This window comes from Pseudacidovorax sp. NFM-22 (genome assembly GCF_021401245.1).
Lineage (GTDB): Bacteria > Pseudomonadota > Gammaproteobacteria > Burkholderiales > Burkholderiaceae_C > Xenophilus.
In genome coordinates, this window is record NZ_JACBFY010000001.1 from 737070 (window position 1) to 763095 (window position 26026).

24 protein-coding genes are annotated in these 26026 nt (G+C 71.0%); 9 read left to right on the plus strand and 15 right to left on the minus strand.

Annotated features, from left to right (window positions below):
* Window positions 1-6: 6 nt before the first annotated feature.
* The 11 genes from fliP to fliF all read right to left on the minus strand — a co-directional run bounded on the left by fliP (window position 7) and on the right by fliF (window position 10164).
* The gene (gene fliP / locus L0984_RS03285; RefSeq protein WP_234192314.1) at window positions 7-756 is read right to left on the minus strand and encodes a flagellar type III secretion system pore protein FliP; all 750 of its coding nucleotides are present in this window, start codon (window positions 754-756) and stop codon (window positions 7-9) included.
* The gene (locus tag L0984_RS03290; protein ID WP_234192315.1) at window positions 749-1042 is read right to left on the minus strand and encodes a FliO/MopB family protein; all 294 of its coding nucleotides are present in this window, start codon (window positions 1040-1042) and stop codon (window positions 749-751) included. Before L0984_RS03290 ends, fliP begins: the two co-directional genes overlap by 8 nt.
* A 37-nt stretch (window positions 1043-1079) precedes the next feature.
* On the minus strand, window positions 1080-1445 hold the full coding sequence (gene fliN / locus L0984_RS03295; protein WP_017757543.1) for a flagellar motor switch protein FliN: 366 nt from the start codon (window positions 1443-1445) through the stop codon (window positions 1080-1082).
* Complete coding sequence (gene fliM, locus L0984_RS03300; protein WP_234192316.1) at window positions 1435-2376, minus strand: flagellar motor switch protein FliM; 942 nt, start codon at window positions 2374-2376, stop codon at window positions 1435-1437. The genes fliN and fliM overlap by 11 nt, the downstream gene beginning before the upstream one ends.
* Window positions 2377-2403: 27 nt before the next feature.
* Window positions 2404-2994 carry a flagellar basal body-associated FliL family protein gene (locus L0984_RS03305; RefSeq protein WP_234192317.1) on the minus strand — a complete coding sequence of 197 codons (591 nt, stop codon included), beginning with the start codon at window positions 2992-2994 and terminating at the stop codon, window positions 2404-2406.
* 112 nt (window positions 2995-3106) lie between these two features.
* Window positions 3107-4651, minus strand: a complete 1545-nt coding sequence (locus L0984_RS29915) for a flagellar hook-length control protein FliK (RefSeq protein WP_234192318.1) — start codon at window positions 4649-4651, stop codon at window positions 3107-3109.
* Window positions 4648-5115, minus strand: a complete 468-nt coding sequence (locus L0984_RS03315) for a flagellar export protein FliJ (protein WP_234192319.1) — start codon at window positions 5113-5115, stop codon at window positions 4648-4650. Before L0984_RS03315 ends, L0984_RS29915 begins: the two co-directional genes overlap by 4 nt.
* A gap of 31 nt (window positions 5116-5146) precedes the next feature.
* The gene (gene fliI / locus L0984_RS03320; RefSeq protein ID WP_305079905.1) at window positions 5147-6553 is read right to left on the minus strand and encodes a flagellar protein export ATPase FliI; all 1407 of its coding nucleotides are present in this window, start codon (window positions 6551-6553) and stop codon (window positions 5147-5149) included.
* The gene (locus L0984_RS03325; RefSeq protein ID WP_234192320.1) at window positions 6543-7304 is read right to left on the minus strand and encodes a flagellar assembly protein FliH; all 762 of its coding nucleotides are present in this window, start codon (window positions 7302-7304) and stop codon (window positions 6543-6545) included. The genes fliI and L0984_RS03325 overlap by 11 nt, the downstream gene beginning before the upstream one ends.
* Window positions 7305-7344: 40 nt before the next feature.
* Window positions 7345-8334 carry a flagellar motor switch protein FliG gene (gene fliG / locus L0984_RS03330; RefSeq protein ID WP_017759319.1) on the minus strand — a complete coding sequence of 330 codons (990 nt, stop codon included), beginning with the start codon at window positions 8332-8334 and terminating at the stop codon, window positions 7345-7347.
* Between the two features lie 6 nt (window positions 8335-8340).
* Window positions 8341-10164 (minus strand): flagellar basal-body MS-ring/collar protein FliF, encoded by a 1824-nt coding sequence (gene fliF, locus L0984_RS03335; protein ID WP_370645879.1) that lies wholly within the window; start codon window positions 10162-10164, stop codon window positions 8341-8343.
* Between the two features lie 159 nt (window positions 10165-10323).
* On the opposite strand from fliF, the gene fliE reads away from it, so the two are divergent.
* Window positions 10324-10641 carry a flagellar hook-basal body complex protein FliE gene (gene fliE / locus L0984_RS03340; protein WP_234192321.1) on the plus strand — a complete coding sequence of 106 codons (318 nt, stop codon included), beginning with the start codon at window positions 10324-10326 and terminating at the stop codon, window positions 10639-10641.
* 19 nt (window positions 10642-10660) lie between these two features.
* Here the strand turns inward: fliE and L0984_RS03345 are convergent, their stop codons facing one another.
* The 4 genes from L0984_RS03345 to L0984_RS03360 form a co-directional block, all read right to left on the minus strand.
* A complete protein-coding gene (locus L0984_RS03345) occupies window positions 10661-10960 on the minus strand; it encodes a flagellar protein FliT (RefSeq protein ID WP_043114550.1) in 300 nt (99 codons plus the stop codon).
* A gap of 22 nt (window positions 10961-10982) precedes the next feature.
* Window positions 10983-11408 (minus strand): flagellar export chaperone FliS, encoded by a 426-nt coding sequence (gene fliS, locus L0984_RS03350; RefSeq protein WP_234192322.1) that lies wholly within the window; start codon window positions 11406-11408, stop codon window positions 10983-10985.
* A 68-nt stretch (window positions 11409-11476) separates the two neighbouring features.
* Window positions 11477-12925, minus strand: coding sequence for a flagellar filament capping protein FliD (gene fliD, locus L0984_RS03355; RefSeq protein ID WP_234192323.1), 1449 nt, complete (start codon window positions 12923-12925; stop codon window positions 11477-11479).
* A 103-nt stretch (window positions 12926-13028) separates the two neighbouring features.
* Window positions 13029-13874 carry a flagellin N-terminal helical domain-containing protein gene (locus L0984_RS03360; RefSeq protein ID WP_234192324.1) on the minus strand — a complete coding sequence of 282 codons (846 nt, stop codon included), beginning with the start codon at window positions 13872-13874 and terminating at the stop codon, window positions 13029-13031.
* A 553-nt stretch (window positions 13875-14427) separates the two neighbouring features.
* Here L0984_RS03360 and flhD point away from each other — a divergent pair.
* From flhD to flhA, 8 genes are all read left to right on the plus strand, one after another.
* Window positions 14428-14760, plus strand: coding sequence for a flagellar transcriptional regulator FlhD (flhD, locus tag L0984_RS03365; RefSeq protein WP_017760131.1), 333 nt, complete (start codon window positions 14428-14430; stop codon window positions 14758-14760).
* 27 nt (window positions 14761-14787) lie between these two features.
* Window positions 14788-15333 (plus strand): flagellar transcriptional regulator FlhC, encoded by a 546-nt coding sequence (flhC, locus tag L0984_RS03370; protein WP_234192325.1) that lies wholly within the window; start codon window positions 14788-14790, stop codon window positions 15331-15333.
* A gap of 121 nt (window positions 15334-15454) precedes the next feature.
* A complete protein-coding gene (gene motA / locus L0984_RS03375; RefSeq protein WP_234192326.1) occupies window positions 15455-16318 on the plus strand; it encodes a flagellar motor stator protein MotA in 864 nt (287 codons plus the stop codon).
* Between the two features lie 162 nt (window positions 16319-16480).
* A complete protein-coding gene (gene motB / locus L0984_RS03380; protein WP_234192327.1) occupies window positions 16481-17479 on the plus strand; it encodes a flagellar motor protein MotB in 999 nt (332 codons plus the stop codon).
* 130 nt (window positions 17480-17609) lie between these two features.
* On the plus strand, window positions 17610-20060 hold the full coding sequence (locus L0984_RS03385; RefSeq protein WP_234192328.1) for an HAD family hydrolase: 2451 nt from the start codon (window positions 17610-17612) through the stop codon (window positions 20058-20060).
* Window positions 20057-22657 carry a methyltransferase domain-containing protein gene (locus L0984_RS03390; protein ID WP_234192329.1) on the plus strand — a complete coding sequence of 867 codons (2601 nt, stop codon included), beginning with the start codon at window positions 20057-20059 and terminating at the stop codon, window positions 22655-22657. Before L0984_RS03385 ends, L0984_RS03390 begins: the two co-directional genes overlap by 4 nt.
* Before the next feature lie 88 nt (window positions 22658-22745).
* Complete coding sequence (locus L0984_RS03395) at window positions 22746-23912, plus strand: EscU/YscU/HrcU family type III secretion system export apparatus switch protein (protein ID WP_234192330.1); 1167 nt, start codon at window positions 22746-22748, stop codon at window positions 23910-23912.
* 17 nt (window positions 23913-23929) lie between these two features.
* On the plus strand, window positions 23930-26002 hold the full coding sequence (gene flhA, locus L0984_RS03400; protein WP_370645895.1) for a flagellar biosynthesis protein FlhA: 2073 nt from the start codon (window positions 23930-23932) through the stop codon (window positions 26000-26002).
* Window positions 26003-26026: the final 24 nt, after the last annotated feature.

The following is a 26026-nucleotide window of genomic DNA, read 5'->3' on the forward strand; positions in this document are numbered from 1 at the left end:
GATCGGTCAGGTGATGAAGCTGGCGGCCAGCGAGCCCAGCAGCAGGTTCCAGCCGTCGGCCAGCACGAAGAGCATGAGCTTGAAGGGCAACGCCACGAGCACCGGCGACAGCATCATCATGCCCAGCGACATCAGCACGCTGGACACCACGATGTCGATCACCAGGAAGGGGATGAAGATCATGAAGCCGATCTGGAAGGCCGACTTCAGCTCGCTGGTGGCGAAGGCCGGGATCAGCACGCGCAACGGCGCCGTCTCGGCCGTGGTCTCCGAGGGCAGCTTGGCCAGCCGCGCGAACAGCGCGAAGTCGGACTGCCGCGTCTGCTTGAGCATGAACTGGCGCATCGGCTGCTCGGCGCGCGAGAGCGCCTCGTCGAAGGCGATGGCGTTGCGGCTGTAGGGCTCGTAGGCCTCGGCGTAGACCTTGTCTAGCGTCGGCCCCATCACGAAGAGCGTGAGGAAGAGCGAGAGGCCGATGATGACCTGGTTGGGCGGCGCCGCTTGGGTGCCCATGGCCTGCCGCAGCAGCGACAGCACGATCACGATGCGGGTGAAGCCCGTCATCATCAGCACCACGGCCGGCAGGAAGCTCAGCGCGGTGAAGAAGAGCAGCGTCTGGATGGGCACCGAGTAGCTGGTGCCGCCGGCGCCCTGCCCGATCAGCAGCGGCAGCTGGCCGGCCGCGGGCGCCTGTTGCGCGAGCACCGGCGCGATGAGCGCCACGCCGAGGGCCGCGCCCGCGAGCCACTTACGCATCGCCGGACTCCTGGACAGAGAAGGCGCCGGCCGCAGGCAGGGTGTGCAGGCAGTTCACCGCTTGCGCCGTCACGCCCAGCACCAGCCAGGTGCGCGCATGGGCCGGCCCGACTTCCACGGTGACCACCCGCTGCTGCGGCCCCACGGCCACCGCCGACACCACGCGCGACGCCGCATCGGCAGCGCCCGGCGCCAGCAACTGCCGCGCGCGCAGGCGCCGCAGCACGAAAGGCAGCGACGCGATCAGTGCAATGAAGAGGACGATGGTGAGAAGGCTCTGCGTCACGCGGCAAGCACCCGGATCGGATCGAAGGAAAAGGCGCTCAGGCGCGGTGCACGCGGCGCAGGCGTTCGGAAGGCGTGACCACATCGGTCAGCCGGATGCCGAAGCGGTTGTTGACCACCACCACCTCGCCCTGCGCGACCAGGTAGCCGTTGACCAGCACGTCCATGGGCTCGCCGGCCAGCGTGTCCAGCTCGACGATGGTGCCCTGCCCCATCTGCAGCACCTGCTTGATCGGCACCTTCTTGCGGCCCAGCTCCACCGACAGCTGCACCGGGATGTCCAGCACGCGCTGGATGTCCTGTGCCATGGCCGCCGCATCGGGCGCGGCCGCGGCGGCACCGGGCTCGCCGGGCTCCAGCGGCTCGGCCCAGGCGGCGGAAGAGGAAGAGGTGTCATTGCTCATGGAAAGCTCCTTGGCTGCCGAGGTGCTGCTCGATGCGCAGCGCATAGCGGTCGTTGTGCGTGCCGTAGCGGCACGCGAAGACGGGGGCGCCTTCGACGGTGGCCAGCACCATCGGCTGGCGGTCCAGCTGGATGAAGTCACCGGGCTTCATGGCGAGCAGGTCGGCCACGCTGAGCTCGGCCTGGGCCAGTTCGGCCACCAGCGTGACCTCGGCGGCCTGGATCTCGCGTGCCAGCTGGCCGACCCAGCGCCGGTCCTCCGCCAGCGCGGTGGCCTGTTGCGGCCCGTAGAGCACGTCGCGGATCGGCTCCAGCGCCGCGTAAGGCAGGCACAGGCGCAGCTGGCCTTCGTAGGTGCCGAGCGCGACGGACAGCGTGGTCACCACCAGCGCGTCCTGCGGCGTGGCGACGCCGGTGAACTGCGGCAGCCGCTCGTGGCGCACATAGCTGGGCACCAGTGGATAGACATCCTTCCAGGCGCGGGCGTACTCCTGGCCCAGCAGCACCATCAGCCGCTGGATCACGCGCTGCTCGGTGGGCGAGAAATCGCGGTCGATGGGGGTGTGGACCGTGCCGCCGCCACCGTACAACGCGTCCACCAGCGCCGAGACGAAGCCGCTGTCGCAGGCGAACAGCGCCTGGCCGCGCAGCGGCTGCAGGGCATAGACGCCGAAGCAGGCGGGCATGGCCAGCTCGCCGGTGTAGTCGGCCATGACCTCTTCCCAGCGGCGGACTTGCACACTCGCGGCGCCCAGTTGCGCACTGCGGCGCGACAGCTGGAACAGGCCCTGGCCCAGGTGGCGCACGAAGCGTTCGTTCACCACGTCCAGCATGGGCAGCGGCTGGCGCACGCGCCGGTCGCTGGGCAGCAGCTCCAGCACGCCCGGCGGCGTGCCGGCCTGCGCCGGGTCGGAAAGGGTGTCCTCGCTCATCGCTTCACCTCCGGGCACGGCACGCGCTCACTGCACGATGAAGCTGGCGAACAGCACGGCGCGGATCGGGCCGGTGTAGCGCTGGGTCAGCGGTCGCTTGTCGCCCTCGCCTTCTGTGCGGATGGGGCGCGGCGTGCGCAGCCCGGCCACGCGGGAGACCTCCATGACGATGTCCTGGGCCAGCTTGTCCTTGCCGTCGCGCCGCAGCAGCTCCTCCGCGGTGCGCTGCGAGACCAGCATCAGGATGCTGCTGCGCACGGCCGGCAGGCGCTGTTTGATCTGGTCGCCCAGCTTTTCGTCGCCGAGTTCCAGCGTCACGCCGATCTGCGCGAAGCGGTCACCACCGGGGTCGGCCAGGTTGACCACCATGTTGTCCAGGGCCATGTAGATCGGGGCGGGCTTCTTGGCCGACGAGGGCGCCTCGTCGTCCTCCTCGTCGCCGGCCGCCGCCTCGGCATGGGTGTCCTTGCCCTTGGCATGGCTGCCACCCTTCATGAAGAACCAGGTGCCGCCCGCGGCGCCGCCCGCCAGCACGAGCACGGCCACGACGATCAGCACGATCTTGATGAGGTTGCTCTTGGGCTTGGCGGCCCCTTCGGCGGCGGCATTGGCGGACACGGATCATTCCCCTCGGTTGCAGGGCCCGGCACCGGACCTTGGGGGAATTATTCGGCGCACCCGCCCGGGCCGAGCCGCGGAACAAAGGCAGGAAAACCGGCTTCTTTCCGGATTACACGAAGAGGTCGAGCGCGCCCTGGCCCGGTCGGCGCGTGCCGACCGATGCCACCGCGGGGGGCAGGTCGACCGGGTCGGCCGAAGACCGGCCGGCCCCGGACTCCGGCGGCGGCGAGCCGCCGCCCTGCGCCTGCGCGCCGGCGCCCTGCCCCTGACCCGGCGCGGTCCCCACGCTGGCCGAGCCCAGGCTCAGGCTCAGGCCCTGGCCGGCCAGCATCTGCTCCAGCTGCGGCAGCGACTGGTGGATCAACTGGCGCGCCTGCCGGTCGTCGCTCTGGAAGAGCACCTGCGCCTCCTGCCCCTGCAGCCGCAGTTGCACCGAGACGGGTGCGTCGCCCGGCCCCGCGACCGTGAGCTGGGCGCCCTGCACCTGCTGCGCCGCCCACCAGCTGATCGGGTCGAGCAGCGCGTCCGAGGCGTCGCCCCAGGCGGCGCCCATGTGCGAGGCGGCCGACGGCGCGGTGACGGGCAGCGTGCCGCCCAGATCGGCCCCGCCACCAACCGGCCAGCCGGGCGGCGCGACCGTCGCCGAAGCCGTAGCGGGCGCATCGGCATCGGGCTCGTCGACACGCTTCCAGCCCGCGGCAAGCACCGCCTCTGCCGGCACGAGGGCAGGCGGCGGCTGGACCGCTGCCGCATCCGGCGCCATCGGTGGCGTCGTCGCGGCCCCATGTTGTGCGGCCAGCACCGGATTCGACGGCGACTGCGGCAGCAGGGCGGCCGCAGCGCCGGCCTGCCCATGCGCGGATGCGGGGGTCGGATGTGCGGACACGGCCACCGCAGGCACCGGCCGGTGATCGGCCAGGGCCTGGCCCAGCAGGCGGTTCTGCCAGCGGGCGGACCCGGCCGCGGTGGCCGCTTCGGCCGGCGTCTGGACGACGGGTGGCGCGGCGCTGCGCGCGCCATGCGGCGCTGCCGGACTCCCGGCCATCGCACCCTCGCGCCCCTCGGCACCGCCGCCCGGCGCTGCAGCGGACGCCAGGTCGGTGCCGGCCGACATGACGGCCGCGCGGCCTGCCGGCCTGCCCGCCGCGGCATCGCCGACGGCCTCGACGCCCAACCCTGCCGCGAACTCCGTGCTGCCAGCCTGAGCACCATCGGGCGTCTGCTGCCGCTGCGAGAGCATCAGCGCCAGGTCCTGCGCAGCGACGGCGGCCGGCGGGTGTTCCTGCAGCGCGTCCTTTGCATCCTTGCCGCTGTGGTCCGTGCCGGGCGCTGCCAACGGGTCCGCGGCCGCATCGGGCGGCGTGGGCCCCGAGGGCGCCGCTTCTGCCTCCGCGGCCGCCGTCGCCGGGCGATGCGCTCCGTCCGGGGCACGTTCGGCGCCCGGGGGCTGCGCGCGCGCAGCGCTCCCCTGCGGCGCGCCGGCCGGCGCCTGCGCCTCGGCCTCGGCCCCGCCGGCTTGCCGAAGCAGCGACGCGAATCCGGCGCCCTCACCGGCCGCCCGGGCCTGCAGGCCTACCTCGCCACCGGGAGCCGGCAGCCCCATCGGCGCCTTGGCCGTGGCGCCGCCGGCCGCGGAGGCCGACACGACGGTCACCGGCTCTCCCACGACGCACGCCCCGGCCCGCGCCGGTGCACCTGCGCCGCCAGTTCGTCGGCGGCCTTCTGCTCCCGCCGCTGCTCGTCCTGGCGCGCCTTGGCGTCGCGGCTGGCGATCACCTGGCGCAGCGCCTCGAGCTTCTGCTCGGCCTCGCGCACCTTGGCAGAGATCCGAGAGACCGCCTGCGCATGCTGCTCCAGGATGCCGGTCTGCATCCGGATGGTGTGGTGCAGCCGGTCCATGAACTGGTAGTGGTGTCGCATGATCTCCGGCGCATGCCGCGCTTCGGAGGCGCCCCAGCGGGCGGTGGTCTCCTGCGCGTAGCCTTCCAGCTGGTCCAGCTGCAGCTGCGCCGCGACCCAGGCCTGGCGCGCCACGGCCAGTTGCTGCGCCACGGCATCGCGCCGGGCCTTGGCCATCTGCGCGGCCATGGCCAATGCGTCGGTCTTGGGTGCGGTCATGGACTTCCTTGAAAAAATGATCGGGCGCCGGTCAGTTCGCCTGCACGGCGTCGGCGATGTACTGCAGGCCGGCAACGCTCTCGTCCAGGGGCGCGCCCTCGCGCATGTCCTGCTGCAGGAAGGCGCTCATCACCGGCTGCAGGCGGATCGCCTCGTCCAGCACCGCATCGCTGCCCGCCGCGTAGGCGCCCACCCGCACCAGGTCGCGGCTGCCGCGGTAGCGGCCATAGAGCATGCGAAAGCGCCGCGCCGCCTCCAGGTGTTCCGACGTGGCCACGTTGTGCATCACGCGCGAGGCCGACTGTTCGATGTCGATGGCCGGGTAGTGCGCCTCTTCCGCCAGGGCGCGGGACAGCACGATGTGTCCGTCCAGGATGGCGCGGGCCGCGTCGGCGATCGGGTCCTGCTGGTCGTCCCCTTCGGACAGCACGGTGTAGAAGGCGGTGATCGAGCCCACGCCGTTGAGGCCATTGCCGCTGCGCTCCACCAGCTGCGGCAGCCGCGCGAAGCAGGACGGCGGATAGCCCTTGGTGGCCGGCGGCTCGCCGATGGCCAGCGCGATCTCGCGCTGCGCCATGGCATAGCGGGTGAGCGAATCCATGAGCAGCAGCACATGCTGGCCCCGATCGCGGAAGTGCTCGGCCACCGCCGTGGCATAGGCGGCGCCCTGCATGCGCAGCAGCGGCGGCGCATCGGCCGGCGCGGCCACCACCACCGCGCGGGCGCGGCCCTCCTCGCCCAGGATGTCCTCGATGAATTCCTTGACCTCGCGGCCGCGCTCGCCGATCAGGCCGACCACGATCACGTCGGCCGCGGTGTAGCGGGCCATCATGCCCAGCAGCACGCTCTTGCCCACGCCGGAGCCGGCGAACAGGCCGATGCGCTGGCCACGGCCGACGGTGAGCAGCGCATTGATGGTCCGCACGCCCGTGTCCAGCGGCAGGCGCACGGGGTCGCGGTCCATGGCGTTGATGGGGCGGCGGTCCATGGGCTCGGCGACCACGTCCTGCAGGGGCCCCTGCCCGTCCAGCGGAATGCCCTGGGGATCGACCACGCGCCCCAGCAGGCCCTGCCCCTGCGGCAGGCGCAGCATGCCGCTGCGCGCCCGCACATCGCGTTCGGGCTCGCCCAGGCGGGGCACCGGCACGTAGGGAGCGGCGGGCACCACGCTGGCACCGGCCGACAGCCCGTGCACATCGCCGGCGGGCATCAGGTAGGCCAGCTCGCCGGAAAAGCCCACCACCTCGGCCAGCACCGGCGGGCTGCCGGGCATCACCACCTGGCACTGGGCGCCGATGGGCTCGCGCACGCCGCGCGCCTCCAGCACCAGGCCGGCCACGCGCGTGAGCGTGCCCCGCACCTCCAGGCCGGGCGCCTGCTCGACGCGGCGGCGCGCGTCGTCCATGAAGCGTTGCCAGACGGCGCGCTCAGGCGGCATCAACGTCGGGCTCCTGTTCGTCCGCCGAACGGGCCGCGGCCGTGGCCACTACCTCGTCCGCGCCGGGCGCCTCCCAGGGCACGGTCAGGCCCAGGCTGGCCACGGCGCGGGCCCAGCGCGGGGCGATGCCGCCGTCGACCACCGCGCCGGCCGATTCCAGGCGGCAGTCGCCCGGCGGCATCGCGCCCTCGGCCACCACGGTCAGGCCGCGGCTGGCGAATTCCTGTTCCAGCGCAGCCGCCAGCCACGCATGGTCGTCGGGCGAGAGCACCACGCGCACGCTGCGGCCGTCGGCCACCAGCAGGTCGATGGCCTCGCGCACCACGGGCTCCAGCAGTTCGGGCCGGGTGGCCAGCTCCTGGCGCAGCACCTGGCGGGCCAGCGCGCAGGCGATGTCCAGCGTGCCGCGGGCGATGTCCTGCTGGGCCGCATCCAGGCCGTCGCGGGCGGCATCGAGCAGGGTGGCGAAGCGCTCGGCCTGCGCGTGCAACTGGCCATCGGTCAGCGCGCGCATGGCCTCGTCGGCCTGCGCGCGGGCCTCGGCGGCGCCGGCGGCGTGGCCTTCGGCATAGGCCTGGGCACGGGCCTCGGCCAGCAGGGCCTCGATGTCGATGGGCGGCTCGGGCGGCGGGCCCTCGTCCTCGGCGATGGCCGGTGGCGGTGCGTCCATGCGCTCGAAGGCCCAGGGCGCGGCCGTGCCGCCGGCCAGCAGGGCCAGGCGCTCGGCGCTGATCAGTCGGGATCGGCTCATGGACGGAAGCGGGGCGAGGGACATGGCAGGGCGGGCGGCCTCACACCATGCCCGCGCCGCCGCCCAGCACCACCTGGCCTTCTTCGGCCAGACGGCGCAGCGTCTTGAGGATCTCCTTCTGCTGCGCCTCGACCTCCGAGACGCGCATCGGGCCACGGGCTTCCAGGTCCTCGCGCAGGGCCTCGGCGGCGCGCGAGGACATGTTCTTCAGGAACTTGTCGCGCAGCGGATCGGCCGCCCCCTTGAGCGCGACGATGAGCGTCTCGGTGGCCACTTCCTTGAGCAGCAGCTGCACCGAGCGGTCGTCGAGCTTGAGCACGTCGTCGAAGACGAACATCAGGTCGGCGATCTCCTGGGCCAGGTCCGGGTCCTGGATGCGGATCGCGTCCAGGGCGGAGGTGTCGTTGCCCGCGCCCAGCAGGTTGATCATGCCGGCCGCCGTCCTGGTTCCCCCGGGCGAGGGCTTGCGCACCTTGCCGCCGCCGGCCAGCACGCGGAACATCACGTCGTTCAGGTCCTCCAGCGCGGCCGGGTGGATGCCCTCCAGCTTGGCCACGCGCAGCAGCACGTCGCCGCGCATGTCCTCGCCGAGCTGCACCAGGATGGCGGCGGCCTGCTCCGGCTCCAGGTGGGCCAGGATGGCGGCCACGATCTGCGGATGCTCGTTGCGCAGCACCTCGGCCACGGCCACGGCGTCCATCCACTTGAGGTTCTCGATGCCGGTGAGGTCGCTGGTCTGCAGGATGCGGTCGGCCAGGATGCCGGCCTTCTCCTCGCCCAGGGCATGCTGCAGCACGGTGCGCACGTACTGGTGCGTGTCGGCGGCGTACAGGCCCTGGCCCGACGTCGCGGCGATGAAGCGCTCGGCCACCGCACCCAGGCGCTCGCGCGACACCACATGCGTGCGCGCGATGGTCTCGCCGATCTTCTGCACCTCGCGCGGCGACAGGTGCCGCAGCACCTCGCCAGCCTCCTGCTCGCCCAGCGACATGAGCAGCACGGCGGCGTCTTCGAGTCCTTGTTCGTCCATGGCGGCTCAGGCCTTCTCGGTGTCTGCGTTGATCCAGCCGCGCACGATGTTGGCGACCGCCGCGGGGTTCTGGCGGGCCATGACGCGGGCGCCTTCGAGCTGGGCCTGCTCCAGCAGCAGCTCCGGGCGCGGCAGCGCGGTGGGCTCCGGGCCGCCCTCGATGCCCGGGGCTTCCAGCGCCGGGCGCTCGGGGTCGTCGCCCACCACGGCGTCCAGCGCGCCGCCCGGGCCCGGCAGGGCCGCGGTGACGGGCCCGCCTTCCAGCGCGAGGGGCTCCTGCGGCGCCTTGTCCTTGGCGGCCTCGGGCTTGGGCGGGGCCAGGGCCTTGAGCGCCGGGCGCACCAGGCCGAAGAGCACGGCCAGGCCCAGCACGGCCAGGGCCGCCGGCCAGGCCAGGCTGCGGGCCAGCTCGTACAGCTCGGGCCGCTTCCACAGGGGCAGTTCGGGTGCCACGGCACCGTCGGCCATGAAGGCGGCATTCATCAGGTTCACCGAGTCGCCGCGCTCCTTGCTGAAGCCGATGGATTCGCGCACCAGCGCGGTCATCTGCTCCAGCTGGGCCGCGGGCAGCGCGGTGGGCGTGACCTTGCCCTGCGCATCGGCCACACCCTGGTAGTTGACGACCACGGCGGCCGACAGGCGCTTGACGGTACCCACCGCGCCGCGCACGGTGCGCACGGTCTTGTCGACCTCGTAGTTGGTGATGGACTCGCGCTTGCCCGGCGGGCGCTGGCCGGCCTGGGCCTGGGCCTGGGCTTGGGCCTGGGCACCGTTGGGCGCCAGCGGCGCGGCCTGGCCGTTGATGGGCGCGGCCGGCGCACCGGGCGGCTGCGGTTGGTTGGAGGCCGCCCCCGGCACGCCCGAGGGCTGGGCCGGCGTGGCGCCCACCGTCTCGATGGTCTGCTGGCTGCGCACCGCACTGGCATCCTGCGACAGGTTGGGCCGGTGCTCCTCGCTCGTGGCCTCGGTCTGCGAAAAGTCCACGTCGGCCGTCACCTGCGCCTTCACGTTCTGCTTGCCGACCACCGGCTCCAGCATGTCCAGGATGCGGCGGGTGTAGAGCTGCTCCAGCTGCTGCACATAGGCCAGTTGCTGGGCATCGACGCTGCCGTTGGCATTGGCGTCGCCGGTGCTGGACAGCAGCTTGCCGCTGTCGTCCACCACGCTGACGGCCGCGGGGCTGAGCTCGGGCACGCTGGAGGCGACCAGGTGCACGATGCCGGCGATCTGCGCGCGGTCGAGCGTGCGGCCCGGATGCAGCGTCAGCAGCACCGAGGCCGAGGGCTTCTGCTGCTCGCGGAAGAAGCCGTTCTGGTTGGGCAGCGCCAGGTGCACGCGGGCCGACTGCACGGCCGCCAGGGCCTGGATGGAGCGCGTGAGTTCGCCCTCCAGCCCGCGCTGGAAGCTCAGCTTCTCCTGGAACTGCGTCATGCCGAAGCGATTGGCATCGGTCAGCTCGAAGCCGGCGACCGAGCCCTTGGGCAGGCCCTGCGAGGCCAGGCGCAGCCGCACGTCGTGCACCTTGTCGGCCGGCACCATGATGGCGCCCCCGCCCTCGGTGTACTTGTAGGGCACGTTCATCTGCGCCAGCTGGGCGACGATGGCGCCGCCGTCCTTGTCGCTGAGGTTGGAGAACAGCACGCGCCAGTCGGCCGAACGCCCCATGACGAGGGCGGCGATGGCCACCGCCGCCAGCAGCACGGCGCCGAGCGCCAGCTTCAGGCGTTGGCTGCGGTCCAGGGCGGCGAAGCGGCTGGCCAGGCCGGCCGGCACCAGGGCATTGCCGGGCATGGGGCTGGTGGCGGGAAGCTGGGCGGCAGCGGCGGACATGAGGGGAGCGGCAGCGTTGGAGGGCGGACGCCAGGACAGCCTCCGCATGGCCGCCGATTATTCGAAGCACCGCCGCCGCCAAGCCTTGGATAAGGCCCCGGATTCGGCCTCAATTCCCGCCATGGCATGCCGACGGGGCGCCGTAGCATCCGGGCCATCATGGAACTGCGCCTGAACACCGTCACCCCCTCGGCCGCGGGCCTGCGGCCGGCAGGCGCCGCCCGCCCTGCACCCGGCGTGGAGGGCGCGGCCGGCGGCGGCTTCTCGTCGGCGCTCTCGGGCGCGCTGCGCGAAGTGAGCAACGCCCAGAACGAGTCGTCGCGCCTGCAGAAGGAAGTGCAGATGGAGAACCCGCAGGTCAGCCTGGAGCAGACCATGGTCGCCATCCAGAAGGCCCAGGTGGGCTTCCAGGCCACCCTGAACGTGCGCAACCGGCTGGTGCAGGCCTACACGGACATCATGAACATGCAGGTGTGAGGCGCGGCCGGGCGCTCCCTCAGTGCATGGTCTGCAGGCGGGCGTCGAAGAGCTGGGCCACGTCCGACAGCCAGGGTTCGGCCAGCACGCGGATCTCGGCATCGTTGCGCAGGATGCGCTGCATGATGCGCGCCTTCTCGGCCCGCTCGGTGCGCTCCAGCTTCTCGCTGCGGCCCTTGAAGCGCAGTTGCTCGATCAGCACCGCACAGGCGCCCTCGCAGCGCACCACCTCGTCCCAGTCCTCACGGCGTGCGGCCTCCAGCATGCGTACGCTCGCGTCCTCGATCGCCTTGTAGTAGTCCAGCAGTCGATGGGACATCGCGAGCTCCTGCATAGCGGCTTCAGGCCGATTGGGGGGCCACTGCATGCGCCTGCGGACCGATCTCGCGCCAGGCCTGCGCCACGGGACCGATCAGGGCGGCCACCTCGGCCACGATGGCCGCGTCGTTGCGCAGGTTGGCCGTGGTGAGGCGGCCGATGCAGTAGTCGTACAAGGCGCGCAGTCTACCTGCCAGCTCGCCGCCGCGCGACAGGTCCAGGCCCGCCTTGAGCCCCTCTTCGAGCAGGCGGACGGCGCGTCCGATCTGCTCGCCTTTGGCGGCGATGTCGCCACGGGCCAGGGCGCCCTGCGCGGCCAGCAGCGACTGACCGACGCCTTCATAGAGCATCTCCACCAGGCGGTGGGGGCTGGCACCGCCTTCGATGCTGGATTCGACCGCGACGCGCTGGTAGGCACGGGCGACGCGGGCGGCGGGAGGTGTGTACATGGCGGCTCCTGATTCGATGCTTTCCTTCTTTATCGGCCGCCGCCGCCCGAAATCAAGTCAGTTACACGTCAACTGCCCGACTTGTTCCACTGCGCGATCTGCTGCTTGACGTAGGTGTCGAGCGTGGTGAGCGTGCTGAGCTTGGCGTCCAGCGCCGAGTACTGGGCCCGCAGGCGCGACTCGACCAGCGTCATGCGGTCGGTCTGCTTGGTCTGGTCGTCCGAATTGGCGTCGAGCTGCTTCTGCAGCGCGGCGGTGCGCGTCGCGAGCGTGCCGTCGGTGCCCACGGCGCCCTGGGTGAAGGCCGAGAAGCGGGAGGCCCAGCCGTCCATCGTCCCGCCGGCGCCATCGCTGCCCCCCATGAAGAAGGTCTTGACCGCATCGGGATTGGCCAGCGCCTCGGACAGCTTGGTGCTGTCCAGCGTGAGGCTGCCATCCGCGCTCTTGCTGATCGAGATGCCCAGCTGCGACAAGGTGGTGAAGGTGCCGCTCGCATTGGCCGTGCCCGCCAGGCGCCGCATCATGGTCTGCAGGCCGGTCACCATGCTGTCGCCCTGCATCAGGCCCGCCTTCTTGCTGTTCGCGTCGTACGAGGTCAGCGAGTTGATCTGGCTGTTGATGTTGTTGTAGGCGTTGACGAAGCCCTGGATCGCGTTGGTGAGCGCATTGGTGTCGGTGCTGGCCGTGACGGTGATCGGATCCGGACTCAGCTGCGACAGCGTCAGCGACAGGCCCGGAACGGCGCCCGTGACGGTGTTGGTGGCCGAGGTGACGGTCACGCCGTCCACCGTCGCGACGGAGTTGGCCGCCCACTGCACGCTGTTGGCCGCCATGCCGGCACCGGAGCCCGGCGCATCGAAGGCCAGGCTGCTCAGGGCGGTGCCGCTGCCCGAGCCGCTGGCCGACACCTGGAAGCCCACCGCCTCGCCGGTCGTGGCCGAGCGCATCACCAGCCGCTGCCCGCTCAGGTCGGTGACGACGCTGGCCGTCACGCCCGCGCCGGCCGCATTGATCCTGGAGGCGACGGTCGAGAGCGTATCGCCCTCGCTGATGGCCACGTCCACGGCGGCGGCGCTGCCGGCCGCAAAGCTGGGGCTGGTGCCCGAAGTGCCGCTCCAGGTGCCGATCTGGATCGACAGCGTGCCGGCCTGGAAGCCATCGGTGGCGGCCACCGCCGAGGACGACACCGACTGCGAGCGCGCCAGCTGCGACACGCTCACCTGGAAGCTGCCGGCGGCCGCCAGGCTGGAGTCCAACACCTTCACGCCCACCGCCGCGGAGGAGGAGCTGGCCGTCTTCGTGGCCCACAGCGTCGCCTTGGTCAGCGCGGTGGCCGAATCCGACAGCGTGGACAGCATCGACTTGACCGTGCCCACCGCCGACACCTGGCTCTGGATGGTGCTCGCCTGGTTCTGCAGCTTGGTGACCGAGGTCTGCTCGATCGACATCAGCTTGGTGACGATGGAGTCGATGTCGATGTTGGTGCCGCTCGACGTCACGGTGCCGGTACTGGCCATGTGCGGTGCTCCTCAATGATTGAAGGCGGCGGGCGAAGAATCGCCAGCCGCCTCGGTGGAGACGCCCTGCCGGGCGGCAGCGCGCCCCTCGTCCTGCGAACGATCAGCCCAGCAGCTTCAGCACGGTCTGGGGCATCTGGTTGGCCTGCGCCACCATCGAGGTGCCGGCCTGCTGCAGGATCTGCGCCCGCGACAGGTTGGCCGTCTCGACGGCGAAGTCGGCATCGGTGATCCGGCTCTTGGCGGAGCTGGTGTTCTCGGCCGCGGTCTGCAGGTTGGTGATGGTGGCTTCGAATCGGTTCTGGGCCGCGCCGAAGGTGGAACGCGAGTTCGAGATGCTGTCGATGGCCGAGTCGATGGCCGTCATGGCGGTGCGTGCGCTGGCGGCCGTCGTGCCCAGCGTGGCCGAGGCGCCCTGGGTGGCGGTGGTCATCGCGCCTGCCACGTCGGTGGTGGCGACCGAGATCTGGTTGTCCGCCGACGTGTTGGCGCCCACCTGGAAGGTGAAGGTGCCGCTGGAGCCGCCCGTGCCGGTCAGCAGCGACTGGCCGTTGAACTTGGTGTTGGTGATGATCCGCGAGTTTTCCTGGGCGAGCTGCTTGAACTCGTTGTCCAGGGCCGTGCGGTCGGTGCTGGTGTTGGTGTCGTTGGCCGACTGCACGGCCAGTTCGCGCATGCGCTGCAGGTTGTTGCCGATCTGGGCCAGCGCGCCTTCGGCCGTCTGCGCCAGCGAGATGCCGTCGTTGGCATTGCGGGCGGCGACGTTCATGCCGCGGGCCTGGGCGTCCAGGCGGGAGGCGATGGCGAGGCCGGCGGCGTCGTCCTTGGCGCTGTTGACGCGCAGGCCGGACGACAGACGCTGGATCGAGGTCGCCAGCGAGTTCTGGCTCGCGGCCAGGTTGCGCTGGGCGTTGAGCGAGCCGATGTTGGTGTTGATGATCGAGGCCATGGTGACTACTCCTGTTGCAAGCCGGTGGATCCGGCATCCGTTGCCAATGTCTGCCAGTGCCGACACTGGCTGCCAGACGGACCGGTGAGGCCCGTTGCCTGGATTTCGGGTCTCGCGGGGCTCGACTTGAGCACTTTATTTTTCGGGGCAGACCCTAAAGATTCCGGGCCGGCACAAGACACCCGGGCCCACGTCCGGCCGCCCGCGGCCGTCCGCCGAAGGACGATACGACCTGTTACTGTTCTCACGTATTCCCGGTTGCCTATGTAACCGGCTAGAACTTTCGCGGACTCGACGCCAAAACCCCACAGCGCTCTTGACAGCGCCATCCAACGCGGGAACGCTGACATCCGGTGTGAAAAAGTTAATGCGTAGGCACTAGATGCACCGGCTTTCTGGCCCAGAGTCTCGGAATGAATACTTTCCGTGTAACCAAAAATCTCGCGAAGTTGTAGGTTGGATGACACTAAGTACCGCCTGCTTCGCATTAAGTTTTTTGTTACCAATCTCACAATTACTTCCATCGACTGACACAGTTCCTTGGGGCCTCACCATGACCAGCGACCAGATCCTTTCCGAGATCAAGGAAGCCAACCTCACCTACCTGATGCTGGCCCAGAGCCTCATCCGCGAGGACCGCGCGCAGGCGCTCTACCGCCTTGGCATCTCCGGCGAATCGGCCGACCTGATCGCGGCGCTGTCGCCGGCCCAGCTGATGAAGATCGCCTCGGGCAACATGCTGTTGTGCACCTTCCGCGCGGACGACGACATGGTCTGGAGCCTGCTGACCAACCACAACGTCGGCCACCGCACCATCAACGAGGCCACGGCCCGGCTGCATGCCAACATCGTCATGTCCAGCCGCATCGCGGAGCAGGGTCTCTGAACCTGTCACCTCGTGGATAGCAAGAAGATGCCTACCCCCAAGAGCGTGCTCGACGAGTCGCGCCAGATCGACCGGGCCGTCAGCCTGATCGAGATGGGCGCCCGGCTGCAGGTGCTGGAAAGCGAAACCGATCTGTCCTACGAGCGCCTGCTGCGCCTGTACAAGGAAGTGGCCGGCCGCTCGCCGTCCAAGGGACAGCTGCCCTTCTCGACGGACTGGTTCCTCACGTGGCAGCCGAACATCCACGCCTCGCTGTTCCAGAACATCCACGCCTACCTCAGCCGCTCCAGCGCCGACCTGGAGAACGTCGACGTGATGATCAAGGCCTATGGCCTCTATTCCGAGCAGGTCGGTGCGCAGGGCCTGGAGCCGCTGCTGACCATCACCCGCGCGTGGCGGCTGGTGCGCTTCGTCAAGAACAACATGCTCAAGATGGTGCCCTGCACGCGCTGCGGCGGCCACTTCGTCGCCGATGCCTACGAGAACCCCCGCCACTTCGTGTGCGGCCTGTGCGAGCCGCCGGCTCGGGCGGGCAAGGGGGCGAGTGCGGCCAATGGTGTGCATCTTCAGTGAATTGAACCCCAGGCACCCTGCCTCCGAACTGTCGATATGGGCCCGTGATCGGGCCCTTTTTGCGGGACCGGTTCAGCCCGCCGTCAGGCCCAATAGCACCACCTGATCTTCGATCTCCACCATGTTCGTCATCCTCGGTTACCTGGTCGCCCTGGGCTGCATCTTCGGCGGCTTCATCGCGCACGGCGGCAACATCGGCGTGGTGCTGCATGCCCTGCCCAACGAGATCCTGGTGATCGGCGGCGGCGCCATCGGTGCCTTCGTGGTCAACAACCAGCCCAAGGTGCTCAAGGCGACGATGAAGGCCCTGCCCGCTTCGCTCAAGGGCTCCAAGTACACCAAGGCGCGCTACATGGAGCTGATGGCGCTGCTCTACGACATCCTGCAGAAGGCCCGCAAGGACGGGCTGATGTCCATCGAGAAGGACGTGGAGTCGCCGGCCGAGTCACCCATCTTCCAGGCCTATCCCAAGGTGGGCAGCGACCACCACGTGGTGGAGTTCACCACCGACTACCTGCGCATGATGGTCTCGGGCAACCTCAACGCGCACGAGATCGAGTCGCTGATGGACAGCGAGATCGAGACCCACCACCAGGAGGCCCATGGCCCCGTGGCCGCCCTGACGCGCCTGGCCGGCGGCCTGCCGGCCTTCGGCATCGTGGCCGCCGTGCTGGGCGTGGTGAACACCATGGGCTCGGTGGGCCAGCCCCCGGCCGTGCTCGGCGCCATGATCGGCTCGGCGCTGGTGGGCACCTTCCTCGGCATCCTGCTGGCCTACGGCGTGGTGGAGCCGCTCGCCGGCCTGCTGGAGCAGAAGGCAGAGGACGCGGGCAAGGAGCTCCAGTGCATCAAGACCACGCTGCTGGCCAGCATGCAGGGCTACAACCCGACCACGGCCATCGAGTTCGGCCGCAAGGTGCTGTTCTCCACGGAGCGGCCGACCTTCAGCGAGCTGGAGAACCACGTCAAGAAGAAGCCGGCATGAGCAGGACCACCCCCGTTTCTTGCTCACTTCGTGTAGCCGAATCCCCCCTCGAGGGGGCGCGCCCGGCGGCCTGGCGAAGCCAGTTCCGCGGGCGCACCGGCATGGCCTGCTCCGCGGCCGCCTGACCGAGCCCGCGCTCCACCTCGTCTTCAGCAAAGCACCATGGCCACCGGCTCGTCGGGGCGCAAGCTCCAGCCCATCATCGTCAAGCGCGTCAAGAAGACGGTGCATGCGAGCCATGGCGGCGCCTGGAAGATCGCGTACGCCGATTTCGTGACGGCCATGATGGCCTTCTTCCTGCTGATGTGGCTGCTGGGCTCGACCACCAAGGGCGACCTGCAGGGCATCGCCAGCTACTTCAACTCGCCGCTGAAGGTCGAGATGGCCGGCGGGCCAGGCACGGGCAGCAGCTCCAGCATCGTGACCGGCGGCGGCAACGACCTCACCCGCACCACCGGCGAGATGCGCCGCAGCACCGAGGTGGGCAAGGACCCGACCCGCTCGCACACGGCCGAGGCCCGCGCCCAGGCCGCGCGCGAGGACGCGCGCAAGCTCGAGGCCCTGCGCGGCCGCATCGAGGTGCTGATCACCAGCGACGTGAAGCTGCGCGAGTTCCGCTCGCAGATCCGCCTGGAGACCACGCCCGACGGCCTGGAGATCCAGATCGTCGATGCCCAGCAGCGGCCGATGTTCGACACCGGCAGCGCGCTGGTGAAGCCCTACATGCGCGACATCCTGGGTGCCATCGGCGGCTCGCTCAAGGGCATCGACAACAAGGTGAGCCTGGCCGGCCACACCGATTCCACGCCCTACGGCAATGGCGAGCGCGGCTACAGCAACTGGGAGCTGTCGGCCGACCGCGCCAATGCCTCGCGCCGCGAACTGGTGGCCGCCGGCATGCCCGAGGACAAGCTGATCCGCGTGGTGGGCCTGGCCGCCAGCGACCCGCTGGACAAGAACGACCGCACCGCCGCCATCAACCGCCGCATCAGCATCACCGTGCTCACCCGCGAGGCCGAGGCCCGCATGGAGGGCCGCCGGAGCATGGAGGCCGGCGATGCCGTGAAGGCATTGCAGGAGCAGGCGACGCCCGCACCGGCTGCTGCGGCCAGCGCGCCGGCGGCAACGCCCAGGCAGAACGTGGCGGACGCCAAGTCCTGAGCCTGCGCACACGCGCGCCGGGCGGTCCGCCGAAGGCCCGAACAGCCACGCCACGCCGCCGCATATCGGCCCTTCGGCGCACGGGTGCCGCCCCTACAGTGGCAAGGCCCCGATTGCGTCGAAAGCGACCATGCCTCCTTCCACCCTCCGGCCCTCCGAGTTGCCCGCACTGCCGGCGCTGCTGCCGCCCGGCGTGCACACGCTGTCGCTGGACTGCTTCGACACGCTGCTGTGGCGCCGCGTCGCGCAGCCCATCGACGTGTTCCATGCCCTGCAGCAGCGGCCTGCGGCCCAGGCAACGGGCCTGACGGCCGCCTGGCGCGCCATCAGCGAAACACAGGCCCGGCGCCGCAAGGAGCTGCGCACCGGCCTGCCCGAGGTGACGATCGACGAGATCTACCGGCAGGCCCTGCCCCAGGCCACCGCCGCGCAGCGCCAGGCGCTGTGCGACGCCGAGTTCGACTGCGAGGCCGAGGCGGGCTTCATCCATCCACGCACGCTGGCGCTGATCCGCGAGGCCAAGGCCCGCGGCCTGCGCGTCATCGTCGTGAGCGACACCTACTGGAGCGCCGCCGAGCTGCGCCGCCTGCTGTGCCGGGTGATGGACGACCCCGACTGCGCCGGCATCGATGCCATCCACTGCTCCAGCGAACTGGGCCGCGGCAAGAGCGCCGGCGGCTGGAAGGAGGTGCTGCGGCGCGAAGGCGGCAACCCCGCCCATCTCTTCCATGTGGGCGACCATCCGGTGGCCGATGCCGAGGCCGCACGGCAGGCCGGCATCGGCGCGGCCCAGCTGCTGCCGCTCGACGAGACCACCAAGGCACAGGCGGGCGACCGCCTGCAGGCCGCGCTGCAGCTGATGCCGCAGCTGCGTGCGGAACGCCCCGTGCCCAGCCTCTTCCATGGCGTCCTCTCGCTGGGGGACGAGCAGGCGGCCACGGTGGCCGATCGCATCGGCCATGGGGCGGTCGGCCCGATCCTCGCGGCCTTTGCCGAATTCATCCTCCAGCAGCAACAGGCCCTGGCCGCACGCGGGCCGCGGGTGCGCACGGCCTTCCTGATGCGCGACGGGCACCTGCCGCAACGGGCCTGCGAGGCCCTGGCGCCAGGCGTGCTGGACGCCAGCGCGCTGCACATCTCGCGCTTCGCGGCCATCGCCGCCTCGCTGCGCACGCAGGACGACGTGCTGGGCGTGCTGGCGAGTTCGCTCAGCGTGCACACGCTGGACATCCTGGCGCGCCAGCTGCTGCTGCCGCCCGACATGGCGCGCCAGCTGGTGGCCCAGGCCAGGCGGCAGCCGGACCCGGCCCGCGCCTTCGCCAATGCCGTGCAGCAGCCGGCCGTGCTGCGCACCATCTTTGCGCAATCGCAGGCCTACGGCCGCCGGCTCGTGGCCCATGTCCGCAGCCGCACCGGCGTGCAACCGGGCGAGCGGCTGATGCTGGTGGACCTGGGCTATGCGGGCACGGTGCAGACCGCGCTGGCGCCCGTGCTGAAGGAAGCCCTGGGCGTGGAGCTCTTTGGTGCCTACCTGCTCGCACGCAACGCCACGCTGCATGGGCCGGACCGCCGCGCTCTCATCGATGCGCACTGGGCGGACGAACGGCTGGTGGTCGCGCTCACCACCTTCATCGGCATCTTCGAGAAGATCTGTGCCCTGGCGGCCCCCAGCACGGAGGCCTACGACGACGACGGCACGCCGCGGGCGGCGGCAGGGGCGCGCCAGCGCGTGGCATCGCCACAGGTCGAGGCGATGCAGGCGGCCTGCCTGCGCTTCGTCGCGCAGTGGCGCGATTGGCCTGCCACCTGCCGCGGCCTCGCGGACCTGGTGGAGCTGGGCATCAATGCCGCCGCCGACCTGGGGCGGCTCGTCTACTTTCCCTCGCCCGACGAGACCGAATGCCTGGCCAGCCTGCAGTTCGACATGAACCTCGGCTCGTCGCTCGCCCATCCGGTGATCGACCTGGCGGCGGCCGCGCAGGAGTTCCGCCGGGAGGGCTTCGCCATGCTGACGCACGACTTCCGCGACCTCCGCGTGGGGCATCCCGCCGAATTGCGGCACCTGGATGCGGGACTGTCCAACCTGCTGCTCGACGCCGTGCGCTTCGGCTTTGCGCTGGACGCCGGCCGCGGCGGCCAGCGTCGGCAGCAACTGGCCGTCCTGCTGGCCAACCGCACGCAACATGCCCTGCAGGAGGTGACCGCCATCGCCACCCATGACGGCTACCACCAGCTGGTGCTGCCGCTGAGTGCCAGCTTCGACATGAGCGTGCTCTGGGGCCGCCACCTGCGCTGCATCCAGCTCGACGCCATCCAGCGCCTGACCCTGGGCACGCTGCAGGATGCGCCGGTCGACCTGCAGCTGGGCCGCGATGTGCTGCTGGACCAGGCCACCTTCGACGACGACGGCCTGCTGCGGCTGGAGCCGGGCGGAATGATGTACGTCCCCGCCGCCCGCGCCCCGGTGGCCCCGGGCACCGTGCTGCGCATCGTCTACCGGCCCCTCGTCGAGCGCGACGCCGCGCCGGCCGCCCATCCCTCCCCCGCGGCCGATGCCGCGGCACCGGAGCTCGTTTCGTGAACGCCCCGCTCACCGCCTTTCCCGCGCCCTCGCCCGCCCGGCGCGCCGCGCAGCTCTGCCTGGGCCCCACCGCGCCGCTGTGCCTCGGCAGCTCGGCCGAACTGCTCGCCGAGCTGCTGGGCCCTGCCGACCCGGGCGCCCCGCGGCTCGTCGGTGCCGACGCTGCGATGGACGTGCAGGCCCTGCGCAGTGCACTGGGCGAATGGCCGCGCACCCGCGGCGCGACCGCCCCTGGCATCGCATGGGCATTGCGCTGGGCAGACGCGGACGGGCCCGGCCTGCGGGCCCGGCTCGATGCACTGCGTGCCGCGGGCGCGCAGGACCTGCTGGCCCTGGTGGCAGAGCCGCCCGCGGGACTGCCGGCCGGCGCCGCCCGCGCGCACATCGAGCGACAGGCCTTCGCCGCGGGCTTCCGCAAGCACCCGGCCTACCACCTGTGCCTGCCCTACGAGGCACTGGACGCGGACGCGTGGCCGCTCGTCGTGCCGCTGCAGCGCATTCCCGATGCGGCCTTGGCGGCATATCCGCAGGACCAGCTGCTGGCCGAGCGCGACCTGCACATGGACATGCTGCGCGAGACCGGCGAGCGCGCCGATGCCCACCTCATCCGCTACCAGTGGACCGCCAGCCTGGCCCGTGCCGGCGACCGCGTGCTCGACGCCGCCTGCGGCCTGGGCTATGGCAGCTACATCCTGGCGCGGCACAGCAGCTGCGCCAGCGTCACCGGCATCGACGGCAGCGCCTATGCCATCGACTATGCGCGGCAGAACTTCGCCACGCAGGACGAGCGCCTGGCCTTCCACGCCGGCTACCTGCCGCGCGACCTGGCGCAACTGCCCGACGCCAGCTTCGAGCTCATCGTGTCCTTCGAGACCCTGGAGCATGTGGAGGAGCCGCAACAGACGCTGGCGGCCTTCGAGCGCCTGCTGGCGCCGGGCGGCCGCATCGTGGTCAGCGTGCCCAACGACTGGAGCGACGAGACCGGCGAAGACCCCAACCCGCACCACCTGCATGTCTACACCCTCGACCGGCTGCGGCGCGAGTTCTCGACGCATTTCGTGCGCGACCGGCTGGTGCAGCAGATCGCCAGCGGCTGCAAGTCCGGCCTCGGCGGCGGCCAGTGGATGCGCATGCCCCGCACCTGGCGCGAGCTGCCGGCCGAGACACGCATGCCGCCGGACAGCGAGTGGTGGATCATGGGCGGCCACAAGCCAGCGCTGCAGCCGGCGGTCGACCTGTCGCACATCAGCTATGCCACGGCCCAGCGGCCCTGGCGGCGCGAGGCCGGCGCGGCCCAGGCCCCCATCGCCCGCGGCCTGGTGCTGGCCATGCACTGCGTGCCTGCCAGCGTGGACCCGCGCATCGAAGCCTTCTGGCTGGCGCTGGCAGAGCAGTTGGCCAGCCAGGGCCTGCGCCTCGTGCTCCTGGCCACCACGGCCATCGAGACGCCGGGGCTGGACGCTCTGCCCATCCCCTTTGCGCTGACCGACTTCGCCCGCTGGCGCGGCCAGCCCTCGCAGGGCATCGCCATCGACGAGCAGGACATCCTCGACACCGTGGCCTGGTACCGCTGCAGCTATGCCGAAGCCGAGGACGCGCAGCGCGTGGCCCATGAGTTCCTGGGCGATGTGCTGGACCAGCTGCGGCCCTGCGCCGTGCTGGGCTGGCAGAGCCTGAACCCGGTGACGCGCCGCCTGCGGCACCTCGGCCGTGCGCGCGACATCCCCTTCTGGTCGGTGGAGCGCGGCTGGCTCAAGTACACGCTCATGGTCGACACGGGCGAGAACAACGGCCTGAGCGAGCAGGCCACCAGCCTGGCGCTGGGCCATGCCGCCGCCACCTGCGCCGAAGCGCCGGCGCAGGTGGCCGCACTGGTCGAGCGCATGCGGACCATCGACTCGCCCGACCGCTACGACGCGCCCGCCGAACTCGACCGGGCGGCCGCAAGAAGCGCCTGGGGCATCGGCGACGAGGACTGGGTGCTTGCGCTCTTCACCCACGGGGAGCCCAGCCTGCACGGCCGCGACCAGGACTGCCTGGCCGACCTGCACGACTGCAGCCACGCCAGCCTGCAGGCGCGCGTGGACGCGCTGTGCGAACGCGTGGTGGCCGACGGCCACTGGCTGCTGGTGCAGGAGCACCCCTTCAACCTCGCCGCCGGACGCGTGCTGGCCTTGCCGACGCATCCGCGCATCCTGCGCGTGCAGCAGAGCACGGCCACCGTCTTCGGCGCGGCCGATGCCCTGCTCTTCACGCTCAGCACGCTGCAGTTCGACGCCGTCTTCACCGGCAAGCCCTTCGGCCTGCTGGCGCGCAGCCTGCTCGCCCCGGTGGAGGGCGTGCCCTGGATGCGCGAGGCCGCACAGGCCCAGGACTTCCTGGGCCTGCTGCGCGACACCGCTGCCTGGCCGGCCACGCAGCAGCGGCTGCTGCAGCGCCTCGCGCATTGGCACACGCAGGCGCTGCTCGATCTGCACGGCGACGCACTGGCACCCGCGGCCCGCCGCCTGGCCGCGCACCTGGCGCAGTTCGAGCGACCGCTGGACAGTGGCTTCGACCAGCGCGTGGACCGGCTGCTCCAGCGCTGGGGCGGCTGAATAAGGGGCACAGGCCGCCCCTTATCCGGCTTTTGAAACAGCCCCCGCTGCCGAGAATGCCCCGAACCGCCCACCGCCGTTCGCGCCCATGTCATCCAGCAGCCAGGACAAGAAGCTCCCCGCCACGCAGCGGCGCCTGGACCAGGCCCGCCGCGACGGGCAGGTGCCCCGCTCGCGCGACCTGACCCACCTGGCCGTGGTCGGCACCGGCGCGGTGGCTCTGCTGCTGCTGGCCCCCACCGCCTTCGGTGCGCTGCGCGACGCTCTGGCCGCGGCCCTGCATTTCAATGCCGCCGACGCCATGCGCCCCGCCGCCATGGGCGAGCGGCTGACGCAGCTGGGCCTGCTCGGCATCGCGGCCTGCGTGGGCTTTGCCGTCATCGTCATCGCGGCCTCGGTGATCGCCACGCTGGCCACCGGCGGCTGGGTGATGAGCGCCAAGGCCATCACGCCGGACCTCGACCGGCTCAACCCCTTGTCCGGCCTCGGCCGCCTCTTCAGCAAGCAGCAGGCGAGCACCGTGCTCAAGCTGGTGCTGCTGTCGGCCCTCCTGGCCGGCGTGGGCTTCGTCTACGTGCGCGGATCCATGGATGCGCTGGCGCGCATGGTGCTGATGCCCGCCCCCGGTGCCCTGCCCTACTTCGCCGACTGGCTGGTGCAGGGCACCGCGCTGGCGATGCTGGTCCTGGTGGCCGCCGCCATCGCCGACGTGCCGCTGCAAGGCTGGCTGCACCGCTCGCGCCTGCGCATGTCGCACGAGGAGGTGAAGCAGGAGCACAAGGAGACCGACGGCAATCCGCACGTCAAGGGCCAGCAGCGCAAGGCCGCGCGCGCCATCCTCCAGCGCGCCAGCATCACGGCGGTGCCGCGCGCCGACTTCGTGGTGATGAACCCGACCCACTTCGCCGTGGCCCTGTGCTACGACGAGGCCAACATGGCAGCGCCGCATGTGATCTCCAAGGGCTCGGACCTGCTGGCCATGAAGATCCGCGACATCGCCAAGTCGCACGACATCCCGGTCATTCAGTCGCCGATGCTGGCCCGCGCGCTGTATGCGCATGCCGAGATCGACCAGCCCATCCCCAGCCAGCTCTTCACCGCCGTGGCGCAGATCCTCGCCTATGTGTACCGCCTGAAGGCCGCCATCGCCGGCCGTGGCGCCTGGCCGCAGACCGTGCCCGAACCGGTGGTGCCGGCCGAGCTCGATCCGCTCAACGACCCCAAGGCCCTGGCCGACCTGGAGGATGAGGCATGAACGCCATCCAGCGCACCATGCAGGGCCTGTTCGGCGACGGCCCCGACTCCGCCGGCCTGCAGCGCCTGGCCGCGCCGCTGCTGGTCATCGCCATCCTGGCGCTGATGGTGCTGCCCATCCCCTCGTGGATGCTGGACGGCTTCTTCACCCTCAACATCGCCGCCGCGCTGATGGTGATGATGGTGGCGGCGTACATGACGAAGCCGCTGGACTTCGCGGCCTTCCCCACGGTGCTGCTGCTGACCACGCTGATGCGGCTGTCGCTCAACGTGGCGTCCACGCGCGTGGTGCTGCTCGAAGGCCACACCGGCCCGGGTGCGGCCGGTGCGGTGATCGAGGCCTTCGGCCACTTCCTGATCGGCGGCAACTTCGCCGTCGGCCTGATCGTGTTCGCCATCCTGGTGGTCATCAACTTCGTGGTGGTGACCAAGGGCGCCGAGCGCATCGCCGAGGTGTCGGCCCGCTTCACGCTGGACGCCATGCCCGGCAAGCAGATGGCGGTGGATGCCGACCTCAATGCCGGCACCATCAACGAGAAGGAGGCCCGCCGCCGCCGCGCCGAAGTGGCGGAAGAGGCCAACTTCTTCGGCGCCATGGACGGCGCCTCCAAGTTCGTGCGCGGCGACGCGATGGCCGGCATCCTGATCCTGGTCATCAGCGTCGTGGGCGGCTTCACCGTCGGCGTGCTGCAGCATGGCATGCCGGCCGGCGAGGCGGCCAACAGCTATGTGCTGCTGGCGGTGGGCGATGCGCTGGTGGCGCAGATCCCGGGCCTGCTGATCTCGGTGGCTGCGGCCATGGTGGTCTCGCGCGTAGGCAAGGAAGACGACGTGGGCCGCCAGATCGTGCAGCAGGTCTTCACCTCGCCGCGCGCGCTGGGCCTGACGGCGGCCATCCTGCTGCTGCTGGGCAGCGTGCCGGGCATGCCGCATGTGGTGTTCCTGGGCATGGCCGGCCTGCTGGGCTGGGGCGCATGGACCATGGCGCGCCGCCGCCGCATCGAGGCCGAGACGCCCAAGCCCAGCGAGCCGCCGCCCGAGGCCGACGCCACCTGGGCCGACCTGCAGCCGGTGTCGCTGCTGGGCCTGGAGCTGGGCTACCGCCTGATCACGCTGGTCGACAAGAACCGCCAGGGCGACCTGCTCACGCGCATCAAGGGCGTGCGCCGCAAGTTCGCGCAGGAGGTGGGCTTCCTGCCGCCGGCCGTGCATGTGCGCGACAACCTGGAGCTCAAGCCCAGCGCCTACCGCGTGACGCTGCGCGGCGTGGTGGTGGCCGAGGGCGAGGCCTTCCCGGGCATGTTCCTGGCCATCAACCCCGGCGGCATCGGCACGCCGCTGATCGGCACCGCCACCACCGACCCGGCCTTCGGCCTGCCGGCCACCTGGATCGAGGCGCGCTACCGCGACAGCGCACAAATGGCGGGTTTCACGGTCGTTGATCCAGAGACCGTGATGGCCACCCATCTGTCACATTTGATGCAGACCCAGGCAGGACGCCTGCTCAGCCGATCCGAAACACAGCAACTCGTGGAACACGTCAGCCAGTACAGCCCCAAGCTGATCGAGGAAGTGGTGCCCAAGCTCATCCCGATCGCCACCTTCCAGAAGGTGCTCCAGCTGCTGCTGGAGGAAGGCGTGCACATCCGCGACATCCGCACCATCGTCGAGACCCTGGCCGAACATGCGGCCGTGGTGACCGATGCCGTGGAACTGGCCCGCCGCGTGCGCGTGGCGCTGGCACCGGCCATCGTGCAGCAGATCTACGGCCCGGTGAAGGAGCTGGACGTGATCGCCATCGAGCCCGGCTTCGAGCGCCTGCTGATGCAGGCCCTGGGCAATGCACAGGGCCCGGCGCTGGACCCCGGCGTGGCCGACACCTTCACCCGCAGCGCGGCCGACATCGCGAACCGGCAGGAAGAGCGCGGCGTGCCCGCCTGCCTGCTGGTGCCCGATGCCATCCGCGGCGCCATCGCCCGCCTGGTGCGCCGCACGGCGCCTCGGCTGGCGGTGCTCTCGCACAGCGAGATCCCCGAGACCCACACCATCCGCATCGGGCCCATCCTGCGCGGTGGCGGCGCTGCCGCCTGACGCGCGCCGTGACGCCCTGCATCG

Excerpts from the sequence above, each read along its gene's own strand:
- fliP (WP_234192314.1), bottom strand. The coding sequence starts at position 756 with ATGCGTAAGTGGCTCGCGGGCGCGGCCCTCGGCGTGGCGCTCATCGCG.
- fliN (WP_017757543.1), bottom strand. The coding sequence starts at position 1,445 with ATGAGCAATGACACCTCTTCCTCTTCCGCCGCCTGGGCCGAGCCGCTG.
- fliM (WP_234192316.1), bottom strand. The coding sequence starts at position 2,376 with ATGAGCGAGGACACCCTTTCCGACCCGGCGCAGGCCGGCACGCCGCCG.
- L0984_RS03315 (WP_234192319.1), bottom strand. The coding sequence starts at position 5,115 with ATGACCGCACCCAAGACCGACGCATTGGCCATGGCCGCGCAGATGGCC.
- fliI (WP_305079905.1), bottom strand. The coding sequence starts at position 6,553 with ATGCCGCCTGAGCGCGCCGTCTGGCAACGCTTCATGGACGACGCGCGC.
- L0984_RS03325 (WP_234192320.1), bottom strand. The coding sequence starts at position 7,304 with ATGAGCCGATCCCGACTGATCAGCGCCGAGCGCCTGGCCCTGCTGGCC.
- fliG (WP_017759319.1), bottom strand. The coding sequence starts at position 8,334 with ATGGACGAACAAGGACTCGAAGACGCCGCCGTGCTGCTCATGTCGCTG.
- fliF (WP_370645879.1), bottom strand. The coding sequence starts at position 10,164 with ATGTCCGCCGCTGCCGCCCAGCTTCCCGCCACCAGCCCCATGCCCGGC.
- fliE (WP_234192321.1), top strand. The coding sequence starts at position 10,324 with ATGGAACTGCGCCTGAACACCGTCACCCCCTCGGCCGCGGGCCTGCGG.
- L0984_RS03345 (WP_043114550.1), bottom strand. The coding sequence starts at position 10,960 with ATGTCCCATCGACTGCTGGACTACTACAAGGCGATCGAGGACGCGAGC.
- fliS (WP_234192322.1), bottom strand. The coding sequence starts at position 11,408 with ATGTACACACCTCCCGCCGCCCGCGTCGCCCGTGCCTACCAGCGCGTC.
- fliD (WP_234192323.1), bottom strand. The coding sequence starts at position 12,925 with ATGGCCAGTACCGGCACCGTGACGTCGAGCGGCACCAACATCGACATC.
- L0984_RS03360 (WP_234192324.1), bottom strand. The coding sequence starts at position 13,874 with ATGGCCTCGATCATCAACACCAACATCGGCTCGCTCAACGCCCAGCGC.
- flhD (WP_017760131.1), top strand. The coding sequence starts at position 14,428 with ATGACCAGCGACCAGATCCTTTCCGAGATCAAGGAAGCCAACCTCACC.
- flhC (WP_234192325.1), top strand. The coding sequence starts at position 14,788 with ATGCCTACCCCCAAGAGCGTGCTCGACGAGTCGCGCCAGATCGACCGG.
- motA (WP_234192326.1), top strand. The coding sequence starts at position 15,455 with ATGTTCGTCATCCTCGGTTACCTGGTCGCCCTGGGCTGCATCTTCGGC.
- motB (WP_234192327.1), top strand. The coding sequence starts at position 16,481 with ATGGCCACCGGCTCGTCGGGGCGCAAGCTCCAGCCCATCATCGTCAAG.
- L0984_RS03385 (WP_234192328.1), top strand. The coding sequence starts at position 17,610 with ATGCCTCCTTCCACCCTCCGGCCCTCCGAGTTGCCCGCACTGCCGGCG.
- L0984_RS03395 (WP_234192330.1), top strand. The coding sequence starts at position 22,746 with ATGTCATCCAGCAGCCAGGACAAGAAGCTCCCCGCCACGCAGCGGCGC.
- flhA (WP_370645895.1), top strand. The coding sequence starts at position 23,930 with ATGCAGGGCCTGTTCGGCGACGGCCCCGACTCCGCCGGCCTGCAGCGC.